The following is a 279-nucleotide window of genomic DNA, read 5'->3' on the forward strand; positions in this document are numbered from 1 at the left end:
GAACTACCCAACACCCTTGGCATGGTCATGCACGCCGATGGCGGTTATCTCGGCTCCAAGCCTTACTGCGCCAGCGGCCAGTACATCAATCGAATGTCGGATTACTGCGGCGACTGCGCCTACAAGGTCAAGGAAAGCAGCGCGGACGATGCCTGCCCGTTCAATGCGCTGTACTGGCATTTCGTCATGCGCCACGGCGATATCCTGCGCGGCAATCAGCGCATGGGCATGATGTACAAGAACCTCGACCGCATGCCGCTGGCCAAGCAGGATGCACTG

The 279-nt window shown here is 59.1% G+C and carries 1 pseudogene; it reads left to right on the forward strand.

Annotation, left to right across the window (positions count from 1 at the left end):
* Window positions 1-27: 27 nt before the first annotated feature.
* Window positions 28-279 (forward strand): annotated as a pseudogene (locus AAEY83_RS14375) (cryptochrome/photolyase family protein); the annotation flags it as partial.

Origin of the sequence: Psychrobacter sp. TB20-MNA-CIBAN-0197, assembly GCF_040309765.1 — a bacterium.
Taxonomy (GTDB): domain Bacteria; phylum Pseudomonadota; class Gammaproteobacteria; order Pseudomonadales; family Moraxellaceae; genus Psychrobacter; species Psychrobacter submarinus.